Raw genomic sequence first — 12,839 nt, forward strand, 5'->3', positions numbered from 1 at the left:
GGTATCAGGCGCTGGCGGTGCGGCGACGCAGGCCGAGGGCGGCTCGCAGCGCGGCGAGCTTCTCGGCGCCTTCGGGCGTCTCGGCCATGCGCGACAGCGCGCGGCTCATCAGGATCCAGAGCACGCAGGCGATGAAGGCCAGCAGCGTGGCGGACATCGCGATCAGGCCGCGCTTGGGCTTGGACTTGTATTCGGGCACCTCGGCCGGGGCCACCACCTGAAGGATGGCGCCGTTGCTGGCCTCGTCCGAGCGGGCCATCTCGTACTGGCGCGCGAACAGCTCCATCAGGGTCTCGAAATACTTGAACTCGCGGTACTTGGCGATGTATTCGCTGTTCTTGCCGTCGGGGTCCTGCACGTCGTCGCGTTCCAGACCCTTGAGCTGTCCGCGCAGTGATTGCAGTTCGGCGAGGGCCTGGCGGTATTCGGGGTTGGCCTCGGTCATGGACCCGCGCATGACCGACAGGCGCACCTCCTGGGCGGCGATCGCCGCCTGGGCCTGCGCGACGCGCCCGACCGCTGCGGCCGGATTGATCTTCAGGACGTCCTTGCCGACGCCGCTGTCCTTCAGGGCGATCTCGGCCTTGACGAGCTTGTCCTTCGCATCGCCGAGCTGGCGCTCGAAGAACAGACGTCGCTGGGAAGCTTCGGTCACGGCCAGCGTCTTGGTCAGTTCCTGCAGACGGCTGATGTAGCTGTTGGCGATCTTCGCGGCGCGTTCGGGCACCTCGTCGTCGACCTCGATGGTGATGAGGCTGTCCTTCCCGGACTGGATGCGGGTGCTGCCGCCGAGTGCCAGGCGAGCCTGGAACTGGTACTCGCTGTCGTAGACCTCGCGCAGCTTGAACTCCGAGATGATCCCGTCGGCGATCGGCCGGCTCTTGAGCAGCGCGATCCACTGGTCGTTCGGGTTCTTCAGGCCCGCCACGCTGCCCAGCGCACCGGCCATGCCGCCGGCCGCACCCAGCAGGGCCGCGACGGCACCCCCTTGCTGCTGCTGTGGCGGCATCATCTGCGCGGTGGCCGTGAAGGTCGGCTTGATCAGGAAGCTGATGCCCAGCGCGACGACACCGACCGCGAGCGGCACCAGCGTCAGCAGTCGCTTGTGATCGAGCAGGACGAGCAGGATGTCGACCAGCGAGACCGACGATTCCTCGTCGCTCGAGTCGCTCGACGGTTGTTCTTGGGGCAGGGGATGGGTCATGGGCCGGTCGCGGGTCGTCGGGTGGGATCAGTTCCGCAGCGTCTTGATTGCCGCCGCACTCAGGCCGAACTGGTACAGGATCTGGCTCCAGTCCTTCAGGCCGCGCGTGAAGCTGGTCCAGAAGGTTTCGCGGTTGCCGCGCTCGGGCACCACCAGGGTGTCGCCGGGCATCAGCTCGACGCGCTCCAGGCCGTCGAACCACCAACCGCGGCGGCTGGCGTGCAGCACGGTGCCGTCGGCCCGGACGATGAAGCTGTTTTCCAGGTCGGCCTCGACGTCCACGCCGGCGGCGTCCAGGTAGTCCTTCATCTTCTTGCCGGAACGCCACAGCAGCGCGTTGTTGTTGGCCACCGCGCCCACCGCGAACACGAAGGCGGGCTTGGGCGGGATGCTGACGCGGTCGCCGTCCTCCAGGCTCAGTGCCGGCAGGTCGCGCAGGGTGCTGGCGGTCGTCGGCAGTTCCAGCGCGATGCGGCCGTTGGACTTGATGCTCTTCAAGCGCTGCAACTGGGCCCTGTTGGCTTCGGCCTGCGCCGCACGCAGGGCCGTTGCCGCCTGCACGTCGGTGGCCGACAGGTTGGCCGTGGCCGTCGCGGTGTCACTGGACAGCTTGCTTTCCAGGCGCAGGATGGCGTCGTCCAGTGCGACCTGCTGCTGGCGGCGGGTTTCCTCGCGGGCGAACTCGGTGCCATAGACATAGGCCTCCGGCGTCAGGCCGCCGGCGCGGTTGATCAGGTCGCCCAGGGTTTCGCCAGCGCCGATCTGGTAGACGCCAGGTGCGCGGACCTCGCCCTGCACGCGCACCAGCCGGTTCTGCCGGGCGACCGGGTTCTTGATGTCGGCTCGGCCGAAGATGGTCACCACGTCGCCGGATTGCAGGACCGGGTCGTTGGCCGGGTCCTTCTCGATCACGGCCTTGGCGAGGTTGAAGGGGATCAGCTCCATCGCGACGCGGTCGGCGTTCAGGCGTTCGATGGCGGCGTATTCCCAGTTCGGTTCGTCCAGCAGGTTGCGCACGTCGCGTTCGAGCTTGGCCTCGCTGACGTCGCGGCCGTCGATGAACTGCACCAGCTTGTTCTTGCGCTGGTAGTAGTCGGGCGTGATCAGCGCCTCGCGGTCGGGGATCAGGTCGCTCACGCGCATGCCGGGCGTGAACGGGAAGCGCAGCGGGTTGGCGACGTTGCCGCGCAGGGTGACGGCATTCGCGAACTTCGGCTGCACCTTGAAGAGCGTGAGGATGTCGCCGTCACGCAAGCTCATGTTGCTGACCGAGCCAGCCAGTTCGACCTTGTTGACGACCCGCGGCGAACGCGGCGTGCTGCGGTCCAGCCGTTCGAGCTGGGCGGTGCTCAGGTCGGTCGAGGCACCGGCACCGCCGCCATAGGCCAGCACATCCGCGAGCGTCTCGCCGCTCTTCTTCATCTCGTAGATCGCGGGGCTCTCGATCGCGCCGACCAGCGCCACCCGGGGCCCGGCTGCGTTGAACACGACGACGTCGCCGGGCAGCAGGCGCACGTCGGTGCCGCTGTTGCCGTTGAGGATGAAGTCGTACAGGTCGATCTCGCCGACCAGCTTGCCGGCGCGCTTGAGCTGCACGTTGCGCAGGCTGCCGTTGCCGTTGGGACCGCCGCTGGCGAAGACGACGTTGATCAGCGTCGACAGGCTGCTGACGGTGTAGCCGCCGGGCCGGCGGGCCTGGCCGACAACGAAGACCTGGATGCTGCGCAGCTGGCCCAGGGTGACGTTGAGGCTGAAGTTGCGGAACACGCGGCCGACCTGGGCGCGCAGGTGCGCGTCGATGTCGGCGGCCTTGATGCCGGCGACGCTGACCGTGCCCACGCGCGGGATGCTGATCTGCCCGTTGCGGTCGACCACCGCGCGGAAGTCGACATCGATGCTGCCCCAGGCGCGCAGCTGCAGCTCGTCGCCCGGGCCGATCACGTAGTCGGATGGCACCGGCACGTCGGCCAGCGGCGCGTAGCTGCTGCCACCGCTCTGGAAATAGCGCTCGCCGAAGATCGGCAGCTTCTGGCCGGTGCTTTGCTCGACAAAGCGCTGGAATTCGTTGCTCAACGGTTCGAGGGGCGGCTGGAATGCGGGTTCGCCGGCGCGTTGGGCGTCCGGACCACCCGCGAACGGCAGCCTTGAGGGGGCGCTGCCGCCACGGATGGTCGGCACCCCACCGACGCTCGGCGAGCCGACCGAGCCGCCTCCCTGTCCTGAGCCCAGGGTCGCACCACCCAGCCCGCTCGACGCGGCATCGCCACCCGCATCGCCTTGCGCACCGGATGAGCCGCCGAGCATCTTCTGGATCGTGGACAGGCTCTGTGCCCACGTGGCCGGTGCGATCGCCAGCCCGGCGATCAGGACCAGGCCGGCCATCTGGTTGAAAGACAGGGTTCGGGACATGCGTCGCATCGGGCGGGAAGGGGTGGGCATCGGTCGGCGTGCGCAGCCCGAAAAGGCTGGACAGTGGGTCAAGAGGGTTCGGCCAGTCTGCTCAAGTCTCTGATTGCAAAGGACTTTCCTGGCGTGAGCTGAAACTTGTCGAGGTCGGGTCCAAGTGTATGACCGAGGTCTCCGGCAGGGCCTCCGAAACCGGCAGATCCGTGAGGCCTCGCGGGCCTCCCGGCGGCGACGGACTCAGCCGGCCGAGGCGTCGACGCTGCGGCGGCCAACGTACCAGCCCATCGCCTGACGCAGGCCATCGGCGATGCGATGGGTCGGGGCGTAACCCAGCAGACCTTGGGCCTTGCCGATGTCGGCCAGCGAATGGCGCACGTCGCCGGCGCGGAAATCCCGATGCTGGGCAACCGTGGCGGCATCGACACCGTGCGGCACCAGCAGGTCGCGCAGGTGGTCGAACAGCTGGTTCAGGCTGGTGCGATCACCAACGGCCACGTTGTAGACCTGGTCGACCGCCTCGGGGTCGGTGGTGCAGGCGGCCAGCAGGTTGGCCTGGACCGCGTTCTCGACGAAGCAGAAGTCGCGGCTGGTCTCGCCGTCGCCGTTGATGTGGACGGTCTCGCCCTTGAGCAGCGAGTCGGTCCACTTCGGGATGACGGCCGCATAGGCGCCGTCCGGGTCCTGGCGCGGGCCGAACACGTTGAAGTAGCGCAGGCCGATGGTCTTGAAGCCGTAGCAGCGCGCGAACACGCTGGCGTACTGCTCGTTGACCAGCTTGGTGACGGCATACGGGCTGAGCGGGTTGCCGATCTTCGGTTCGACCTTGGGCAGGTCCGGGTGGTCGCCGTAGGTGCTGCTGCTGGCGGCATAGGTGTAGCTGCGGACCTTGGCGTCACGCGCGGCCACCAGCATGTTCAGGAAACCGGAAATGTTGACCTCGTTGGTCGTGATCGGGTCGTTCAGGCTGCGTGGCACGCTGCCCAGCGCGGCCTGATGCAGCACGTGGTCGACCGGCTCGCCGGTGGCAGGCCAGGTCATCGCGCGCTGACAGTCGGCCAGCACCCGGATGTCGCCCCGGATGAAGTGGAAGCGTGCCCACTGTTCCGGCTGGACCAGCGACTGCACCTCATCGAGGTTGCGCTGGTAGCCGGTGGCGAAGTTGTCCAGGCCGATGACCTGCTGGTCCAGCCGCAGCAGGTGTTCCAGCAGGTTGCTGCCGATGAAGCCGGCCACGCCGGAAATCAGCCACGTGCGTGGGCGCTGGACGAGTTCCTGCTTGAGCGTGTCGAAGGCGGATGCGGTCATGTCGTGTGGGCTCACAGTCGCCAGGCGTTGAGGCTCGCGCGGTCGATGTCCGCGAGGTCGTAGGCAGACTTGATGTCGATGAAGACGCCGCCCTTCTTGAGCGGGCGCACCAGCTCCGCAAAAGGCTGGGCGAGGTAGGCCTGGTGCGACACGGCCGCGACCATCGCGTCGGCCTCCTGGGGCAGGTCGGCCCATTCGGTCAGCGAGATGCCGTATTCGTGCTCGGCCTCGGCAGACGTCGCCAGCGGGTCATGGACGGACACCGCGCAGCCGAACTCTCGCAGTTCCCGGACCACGTCGGCGACCTTGCTGTTGCGCAGGTCCGGGCAGTTTTCCTTGAAGGTGAGGCCCAGCACGATGACCTTGGCGCCCTTGATGCTGGTGCCCGCGGCGATCATCTTCTTGATGGTCTGCTGGGCGACGTAGGCCGCCATGCCGTCGTTGATGCGTCGGCCGGCCAGGATCACCTGAGGGTGGTAGCCCAGCATCTCGGCCTTGTGCGTCAGGTAATAGGGATCGACGCCGATGCAGTGGCCGCCGACCAGGCCGGGCCGGAAGGGCAGGAAGTTCCACTTGGTGCCGGCGGCCTTGAGCACCTCGAGGGTGTCGATGCCGACGCGGCCGAAGATCATCGCCAGCTCGTTCATCAGCGCGATGTTCAGGTCGCGCTGGGTGTTCTCGATCACCTTGGCGGCCTCGGCCACCTTGATGCTGCTGGCCGGATAGACGCCCGCCGTGATCACGCTGCCGTAGACCTGCGCGACGATCGCGAGCGTCTCGGGCGTGTCGCCCGAGACCACCTTGGTGATCTTGGTGACGGTGCGCTCCTTGTCGCCCGGATTGATGCGTTCCGGGCTGTAGCCGACGAAGAAGTCCTTCTTCCACGTCAGGCCGGAGAGCTTCTCGATGATCGGGATGCAGACCTCCTCGGTCGCGCCGGGGTAGACGGTCGACTCGAACACCACGATGGTGCCGGGCTGGATGTGCCGACCGACCGTCTCGGAGCTCCGGACCAGCGGCGTGAAGTCGGGCTGGTGGGCCTCGTCCACGGGTGTCGGCACCGCGACGATGATGAACTGCGCCTGCGCCAGCACGGCGGGGTCGGCATGGCAGCTCAGCATGTGGGCGGCGCGCAGGTCCTCGGTCGCCACTTCACCCGTCGGATCGCGGAACTCCCGGTAAGCCTGGATCTTGGCTTCGGAAAGGTCGAAGCCCAGCGTCGGCATCTTCTTGCCGAACTCGACGGCCAGGGGCAGACCGACATAGCCGAGTCCGACGACAGCGACGGTCTGGGGAGGGAGAGCTTGCGTCATGGCGGGTGGGGCGATGGGTTCGAGGGAAGGATCGGGCGGCGCAGGCGGCGCCTCGGCCGCCAGAGCGCCAAGAAGTGTATGCCGCTCAACCTGGGGGGCATCCCCGCCCAAGCTGCACAAATCCAGCCCTGCCTGCGGCCCCCGTCACGCTCGACCGAGGTGGTGAGGGCCTCAGAATCCCGCCTGTCACCCGAGCCGAGAGCCCCCACCGTGTCCACCAACCCCGAATCCGTCGCCCTCTACTGGGACTTCGAGAACCTGCACGCCAGCCTGGTCGACCAGAGGTACGGGCAGGGCGCGTACTTCAGCAGCCGTTTCCGGCCGCAGGATGCGCTGATCGACATCGCGGCGATCGTGGAGTTCGCGCTGTCGCTCGGGCCGGTGGCGGTGAACCGGGCGTTTGCGAACTGGGCCTCGTTCAGCCGCTACCGCTACGCGCTGCTGGAACAGGCGGTCGAGCTGATCCAGCTGTTCCAGCCCGGCTCGAACGGCAAGAACGGCGCGGACATCCGGCTCTGTCTGGACGTGGTCGAGGACATGGGCCGCTTCCCGCACATCGGCACCATCGTCGTGGTCGGCGGCGACAGCGACTTCATGCCGCTGTCCTTCAAGGTCAAGGCGGCCGGCCGCACGCTGGTGGGCATCGGCGCGCTCAACAGCACCAACGCGAACTGGGCCCGCAGCTGCCACGAGTTCAAGTACTACGAGGCGCTGCTGCGTCCGCTCAACCTGCGTCTGCCGCATCCTGATGATGAGGCCGGCGCGATCGCCGCCGATCCGCGCGGGGCGGCGGCGGCCGGCGTGATGCTGGCCGAGCGGGCCGCCCGTCAGGCCGACGAGGGTCAGGCCGACGCGGCCTTGCAGCCGGGCCGCGGTGAGGTCGATGCAGCGGGCGTTCCAGGGGGCAATTCAGAGGGCGTTCCAGAAGGTGATGCCCACGTCGACGCCCAGGTCGCCACGCCGGTCGACAGCGTCGAACGGGCCGGGTTGGCCGGGGCATCGGACGCCGACGAGACGCCCGAACTGAGCCCCGTCGACCTGGAACTGCGGGCGCTGCTGGACCGCGCGGCCGAAGCCCAGGACCGTCACCGCGACGCCCGCGAGCTGGTGCGCCGGGCCATCGACCTGCTGTCCCAGCGTCGCGGCGACGCCTGGGTGCAGAAGGCCGGCGTGCGGCCGGTGATCCAGCGCATGGACCCGACCTTCCAGGAGTCCAGCTACGGCTGCAGCAGCTTCTCGGAGTTGCTGCACGCCATGCCGGACCTGGTCGAGATCCGCAAGGGCGAGTACGACCATGAAGTCCGCCTGAAGCCGGTGGGGTGATCGCGCGGACGACCGGGCGCCATGCGCCCGGCCAGATTTAAGCCTGAAGTTTTTCTTAAGCTTAAGAAGTCCCCCCTCCTGGGGTGCGCAACGACGGGATGTCGACGCGCGGACCACCTGGGTGAGGGCGGACCCGCCCGAGAGGCGGGCGCAGGTTGATCCCCGGCCGGGCGGGATCGGCTGTCCATGACAGCGGCCGATTCGGGTGAATGTGCTCAGTTGAAATGGGTGATATGGCCCTGTCGCGGTGATTTCACCCGAAAGCCTGCCGTCGGCCGCCTGTCGGGTGATCGATGGGCCATCAACGGGCCATCCACGGGCGGTGAGCGCGCGCGACCACGGCACCTCTGGTGCAGTCGGGCGACGGCGGCCTTGTCGCACTTGCACTTGCCTGGCATGCGTCAACCCCTGGGGTGCAGGGGGTGGGCCCGACAACATCGTGACGAAGGTCGCGCCGGTTGCCGCCGATCGGCCTCATTCCTTCGACAGGCCACGCGCTTTCGACCTTGCTGTCCTGGGTGCACGCATAAAAAAGGCCTGCTTCCCTCGGTGCGGCCGTCGAGAACTGACAAAAGTCAGTTCATTTGTCATTAGCACAATTCATTAATAGAGACTGAATGAAAGTGGCCGAGGTGCAACGAAGGGCATCGGATGTAGAACGACTTTTGTGACTTTTGCACGGCCGATTTCGCGTTTTGCCGATTTTGGCATCTCTGCGGATTCTGGATAGATGGGTTGATTTCCCATGAATGAACGGTTTCGACCGGGATCACGCGGTGGTGTTTCACGCCCCACCCAGGTGGGTGTCGATTCCGTCACGTTCCGGCAGGTCTGAAGGGTCCCGGTTGATGGGTGCTAAGCCCCAGCAGGTCGTTCCCGCTTGGGGCTGGGTCGGTGATTGAAGTCCAGGCGCCGCACTTGTATTGTTCAGCCCATCGAACTTAAGAAGATTTACTTAACGACGGGCCGCTGGTTGCACGCAGATGCAAGCCGTCGGTGGCGTCGGTAGGTCTCCTGAAGAGAGACGTGACCAGAACGAGGGCGGCCAGGGTTCAGGACCAGAGGAACCAGCCGGGAAGCGAGCACAAGTCATCCAATGAAGGGAACTGCCATGAACGAAACCAAGATGCCGGAGCCGTCCGTCACCGCGACCCCGCGGCGGCGGGGCGCGGCACTGCCGGCGTGGACGCGCCGCGGGGCCTATGTCCTCGGCGCGCTGGGCGCCGCTTCGCTGTCGGTCGCCGTGACCGCCCAGGTCGCGGTGGACTATTGGGGCGATCCGCCCGACACGGACACCTCGGCCTATGTCGAGCCGGCGATCGGCCCGGTGGCCAACGACGCGCTGAAGACGGCCGAGCACACCAACCATTCGTCCTTCGAGGGCACCGCCAACGACGCCAAGGCCGACGTGTTCGTCGAGACCTCGGTGCCGCTGACCGCTCAGACCGGCAATGCGATCCCGACCGGCGGCCGCCCCAGCCCGTTGTTCAGCGCGACGGACTGGAGCTTCCCGCTGCTGATGTTCGAGGAGTTCGCGCCGCAGAAGCTCGATGCGACCGTCGACACCAGCAACTACAAGGGCTTCCCCGCGCCGACCCTCGGCCCGGCCCCGGCCCAGCACCCGACGAAGATCACCCGCAGCGCCCCGTCGGCCTCGGCGATCGAGAGCTTCCTGGGCCAGCCGGGCATCAAGCCCTACCCGGCCAACCACGCGAACACCTTCGACCGCAACCCGTGGAATGCGGTGGCCTCGGAGTTCATCGGCCGCACCATCGACGGCCCGGCCGAAGGTCGCCCGCCCGGTGAAGGCTGGGCCCACCAGCGCTGGAACGAGTTCTTCCCGCAGACCTACTTCCAGACGGTCCAGGGCACCTCGCGCGTGAACCTCGGCGTGCGCGACAAGTGGCAGCGCCACGGCTACCAGGACGGCACCGAGTTCGGTCCGAACGGCCTGTACGCCAAGCCGGCCGGCCCGACCGGCAAGACCGGCACCACCAACGGCATCGACGTCCGTTTCCACCCGGGCCTGCCGGCACAGCATGCCGGATCGGTCTGGACCTTCGACGGCACCATGCCGCCGAAGCTGCTGCAGGTGCGGTATGGCGAGGGCGTGGTCATGCGCCACTACAACGGCCTGCCGGTCGATCCGGCCGCCAACAAGGGCTTCGGCCTGCACACGATCTCGACCCACCAGCACAACGGCCACAACCCGGCCGAGTCCGATGGCGTCGCGCAGGCCTTCTTCTTCCCCGGCCAGTTCTACGACTACCACTGGCCGATCCAGCTGGCCGGCTACGACACCATCAACACCGGTGCGACCGACCCGCGCGCGGGCTACCCCTGCGTGCCTGGCGAGACCCTGTACGTGAACGACGCGGCGGCCGGTGCCAAGACCTGCCCGGCCGACGGCGTGATCCGCATCCGCGGTGACTGGCGCGAGACCGCCAGCACGCTGTGGTTCCACGATCACATGCTCGATTTCACCGCGCAGAACGTCTACAAGGGCAACGCGGCGATGATGAACCTCTACAGCGCCATCGACCGTGGCAACGAGTCGTTCAACTGCCACTACAACGACCCGGTGGCCGCCGACCCGACCAAGGTCCCGAAGAACGTCAACCTGTGCCTGCCCTCGGGCAACAAGCTGTCCTGGGGCAACCGCGACTACGACATCAACCTCGTGATCTCGGACAAGGCCTGGGACCGCCAGGGCCAGCTGTGGTTCAACGTGTTCAACAAGAACGGTTTTCTCGGTGACCGCCTCCTGACGAACTTCGTCTACCACCCCTACCTGGACGTCCGCAACCGCCGCTACCGCTTCCGCATCCTCAACGGCGGCGTGTCGCGCTACCTGTCGGTGGCCCTGGTCAAGCAGATCCCCAAGGGCAGCAAGACGCCCGGCGAGTTTGCCGGCGTCAACGGCGTGACCTACACGGCCATCCCGTTCCACATGATCGGCAACGACGGCAACCTGATGGAACACGCCATCGCGTTCGACGGCAAGGCCGACCTGGACGGCAACGGCAACGCCAGCGAGCACAAGGGCACGCTGCCGCAGCAGGCCATCGCCGAGCGCTACGACATCGTGGTCGACTTCTCGAAGAACGGCGTCGTGCCGGGTGACAAGCTGTACTTCGTCAACCTGCAGGAACATGCCTCGCCCGAGAAGACCAGCCGTCGCGTGGCCCTGGCCGACGTGCTGTCCGGTCGCTACAAGCCGACCACCAAGGACGACAACGGCGACGGCGTGGCCGACCGCTGGGTCAACGGCGACCCGGCCGTGGGCCAGTTCATGGAGCTGCGCGTCAAGCCCATGGCCGCCGGCCAGGTCGACACCAGCATGGACCCGGCGAAGTACGTCGAGGGCAAGCTGAAGATGATTCCGCTCAAGCTCGACCGCACGTCCAAGATCGACTACGCGGAGAAGCTGAAGAACGCCAAGCACCGCACCTTCTCGTTCGGCCACAGCGGTGGCACCGATGACCAGCCCTGGACGGTGAAGACCGACGGCGGCGACGGCTACAACGCCGACATGCGCCGGATCTCGGCCGCGCCCAAGCTGTCGGTCAACCCGACCGCCGGTGGCTCGGTGCAGAGCGACTCGCCCTACGAGATCTGGTACCTGGAACTCGGCGGTGGCTGGGACCACCCGGTCCACATCCACTTCGAGGAAGGGATCATCCTGCGCCGCAACGGCAAGCTGCCGCCGGCCTGGGAGAAGTACGCCCGCAAGGACGTCTACCGCATCGGTGGTGACCTGCATGCCGGGTCGTCGGTCGAGATCGCGCTGCAATTCCGCGAGTTCGCCGGCACCTTCGTCGAGCACTGCCATGCGACCCAGCACGAGGACAACGCGATGCTGCTGCGCTGGGACATCGAGCGCGCCGGCCAGACCCTGGCGATGCCCACGCCGATGCCGACCTGGGACGGCGTTCACTACACCGGCTCGGCTGCGCTGACCACGTTCCGCTCGGGTCTGGGAACCGGCCCGACCTACACCCTGCCGTGATCGAAGTCCCGCAAGGGGCCTGATCGAAGCCTGTCCTGCTGGCCGTCCCGACGGTTTGCAGGGCAGGATGCTCGAGGCGGCGCCACGGCGTCGCCTCGTTTCCATTGGGGGCCCTCGCACGCCAGGCCCCCAACGGAAACGAGCGGCAGCATCGACTGCCCGGACCCTCTGACGCAGACACAGGCCGTACCGCAACATGAATCCCTGGATCCGACGCATCTCCCTCATCGGCGGCATCGCGGTGGTGGCCAGCATCGCCACGACGGTGGTGCTGGCGCAGCGCACGCCGCCGGCTTCTGCGTCACCGGCATCCGTGTCACCCGCTTCCGCGTCACCGGCATCCGCACGGGCCGTCGTCAAGCTCGACGACGACGGCGGCCAGGTCTGGGGCGCCAGCTACTTTCCCAACACCGTGCTGACCGACCAGTTCGGCCGCAAGCACCGCTTCTTCGAGGACCTGGTCAAGAACAAGGTCGTCGCGATCAACACCTTCTTCACCAGCTGCTCGGCCTCCTGCGGCCTGGAGACCGCGCGCATGCGCGAGGTCCAGTTGCTGCTGGGCGACCGGGTCGGCAAGGACGTCTTCTTTTACTCGATCACGATCGACCCGCTGACCGACACGCCCGAGGAAATGAAGAAGTACGCCGACCGCTACCAGGCCGGGCCGGGTTGGCTGTTCCTGACGGGCAACGTCAAGGAGATCGAGCAGATCCGCCGCAAGATCGGCCTGTTCGACGACGAGGACCTGAAGAACCCGAACCCGAACGACCACCGGCTGCACTCGGTCATCGGCAACCAGAAGACCGGCCGCTGGATGCGCGCCTCGCCGTTCGAGAACCCGACGATCACCGCGACGCAGATCGGCTCCTGGCTGCACAACTACAAGGCCGCGCCGTCGGCCGAGACCCGGTTCGAGCTGGCCCCGCAGATCCTGCGCAACCCGTCGGCCGGCGAGAAGCTGTTCCGCACCCGTTGTGCCTCCTGCCACTCGGTCAACGCGGCCGACCAGTCGATGGCCGCACAGCAGAAGATCGGCCCCAACCTCGACGGCATCGGCAAGCGCCGCCCGCGCGACTGGCTGGAGAAGTGGGTCAAGGCCCCGGACCGCATGATTGCCGACAAGGATCCGATCGCGCTGGCCGTCTACAACCAGTACAACAAGATCACCATGCCCAACATGCGGCTGGAGATGAAGGAAGTGCGGGAGGTGCTCGACTTCATCGACGAGGAGAGCGCCCTTCCTCAGAACGACCGCCGGATCAAGCAATGATCCGAGCCC

Annotated in this window: 7 protein-coding genes; 3 read left to right on the top strand and 4 right to left on the bottom strand. The window is 67.1% G+C overall.

The genetic code is table 11. The features are described from left to right. Positions 1–4 precede the first annotated feature (4 nt). From Q8X39_RS04385 to Q8X39_RS04400, 4 genes are all read right to left on the bottom strand, one after another. On the bottom strand, positions 5–1,204 hold the full coding sequence (locus Q8X39_RS04385; RefSeq protein WP_305748416.1) for a Wzz/FepE/Etk N-terminal domain-containing protein: 1,200 nt from the start codon (positions 1,202–1,204) through the stop codon (positions 5–7). A 27-nt stretch (positions 1,205–1,231) separates the two neighbouring features. Next, a complete protein-coding gene (locus Q8X39_RS04390; protein WP_305748417.1) occupies positions 1,232–3,613 on the bottom strand; it encodes a polysaccharide biosynthesis/export family protein in 2,382 nt (793 codons plus the stop codon). Positions 3,614–3,847: 234 nt separating this feature from the next. Further along, positions 3,848–4,915: an NAD-dependent epimerase/dehydratase family protein gene (locus tag Q8X39_RS04395; protein WP_305748418.1), complete on the bottom strand. Its 1,068-nt coding sequence runs from the start codon at positions 4,913–4,915 to the stop codon at positions 3,848–3,850. 11 nt (positions 4,916–4,926) lie between these two features. Further along, on the bottom strand, positions 4,927–6,228 hold the full coding sequence (locus Q8X39_RS04400; RefSeq protein ID WP_305748419.1) for a nucleotide sugar dehydrogenase: 1,302 nt from the start codon (positions 6,226–6,228) through the stop codon (positions 4,927–4,929). Positions 6,229–6,438: 210 nt separating this feature from the next. Between Q8X39_RS04400 and Q8X39_RS04405 the strand changes: the two genes are divergently transcribed. From Q8X39_RS04405 to Q8X39_RS04415, 3 genes are all read left to right on the top strand, one after another. Continuing rightward, entirely contained in the window at positions 6,439–7,551 is a 1,113-nt protein-coding gene (locus Q8X39_RS04405; RefSeq protein ID WP_305748420.1) for an NYN domain-containing protein, read from the top strand. Positions 7,552–8,662: 1,111 nt separating this feature from the next. After that, on the top strand, positions 8,663–11,560 hold the full coding sequence (locus Q8X39_RS04410; RefSeq protein WP_305748421.1) for a multicopper oxidase domain-containing protein: 2,898 nt from the start codon (positions 8,663–8,665) through the stop codon (positions 11,558–11,560). A 196-nt stretch (positions 11,561–11,756) separates the two neighbouring features. Next, positions 11,757–12,830: an SCO family protein gene (locus Q8X39_RS04415; protein ID WP_305748422.1), complete on the top strand. Its 1,074-nt coding sequence runs from the start codon at positions 11,757–11,759 to the stop codon at positions 12,828–12,830. Positions 12,831–12,839 lie beyond the last annotated feature (9 nt).

Source organism: Leptothrix discophora, assembly GCF_030705305.1.
Lineage (GTDB): Bacteria > Pseudomonadota > Gammaproteobacteria > Burkholderiales > Burkholderiaceae_C > Sphaerotilus > Sphaerotilus discophorus.